This window comes from Nonomuraea sp. NPDC049709, from assembly GCF_040674815.1.
Lineage (GTDB): Bacteria > Actinomycetota > Actinomycetes > Streptosporangiales > Streptosporangiaceae > Nonomuraea.
On the sequence record NZ_JBFANM010000210.1, the window covers coordinates 1 to 1,300 of the forward strand.

At 62.8% G+C, this 1,300-nt stretch carries 1 protein-coding gene; it reads right to left on the reverse strand.

What is annotated here, in order from left to right:
* Positions 1 to 473: 473 nt before the first annotated feature.
* Positions 474 to 1,109 (reverse strand): DUF6461 domain-containing protein, encoded by a 636-nt coding sequence (locus AB0J69_RS61720; protein ID WP_364138701.1) that lies wholly within the window; start codon positions 1,107 to 1,109, stop codon positions 474 to 476.
* Positions 1,110 to 1,300: the final 191 nt, after the last annotated feature.

Sequence of the window (1,300 nt, forward strand, 5' to 3'; positions counted from 1 at the left end):
AGCTACTCGAAGGATCACTCGATGGCCGTCTTCATTTCACGACGCCACACCTGCTGACCAGGTCAAACTCGTACACCACTTCCGCGGACGCAACCTGTCCCCCGCGAACAGCCGGACACAACGCGAGAGGTCCGTCACCGCGTTTCCGCTGGTGACGGGCCTCTTCCCGCTGGTGTGGCAGGTGCAAGGTTCGAACTTGCGTAGGCTGAGCCGACGGTTTTACAGCGGGCTGACGTTCCCGACTACATCAGGTGTCCGACCTCGGGGTGCGGCTCTCACCCGCCCCCTGCCAGGGAAGACCATCCCGCACATATCCCGCGAGGCAGAGCCAGCCACGATCGCCCCCAGAAACCGCGGATCTCTCGGGAGAGAGGGCCTTCCACCTGCAGAGGATCGGCGGTTTGAACCTCGGATCGGTGGTAAACCGGGTAGACCTGGTAGCCACCCGCAGCATCAGTGCACGCCCCTCGTGATCACTGACTGATGGCGCCGACGAGCAGGGGCTCGTCGAGGACGCTGGGAGTGAACACCACGCCAGTGATCTTGGCTGCCAGCGAGAACGCACGCGAGATCCTGTTGGTGAACATGTCATCCCACGTCGCCTCCCATGCCTCCTCATCCAACTCCTCCGGAGGCAAGCCGGTTTCACGCATGAGCTCGTTGATCCGGTCCGGGTCGCTGCCCCACCGAGTGCCTGGCAGGTGCGGCGTGAAGCTGGTGACGACCTTGCCATCTACCGCGTACACGAACCTGTCCGCCGCATAATCGTGCCGTCCCACGGCCGCCACCTCGCATCCCCGAGACAGCCCGGTCAGCGGCTCGGCCAGCACCGCCTGGAAGCCCCCCGGTTCGACGGCCACGCCCCACTCACCGACCTGGACGACGCCGACATAATCGTTGCCGATCCCTGCCGACTCCCAGACCTTGACACGGAGCTCATGGAAGGTCATCTCCCGCCCTGGGCGTCCGGCCCCGAAGCGTCGCAGCACCTCGGCAGGTTCGAGCCCGCGAAAAAAGGACACGCAGAAAATCTCGCCAAGCAGATCCTCACGGTCTCCTACTCCTGGCGAAGCTTCCAACCAACGGAACGGAACGAGGGGATCGACCACCGCAACCTCCTTTGATGGTTTTACAGCTCGTGACCATTCGCATCACGATCTGCTCTCTAACCTGCGGCGCGATCTCATCTCGCCGCGATGAGGTCCATGATCTAATCCGTTCATAGGTTTTCGGACTTTCTGGGATGGTCTGTGGGACGATTCATGCATGGCGAGGTTGGGACGGCGGGCCAGCTATGAGG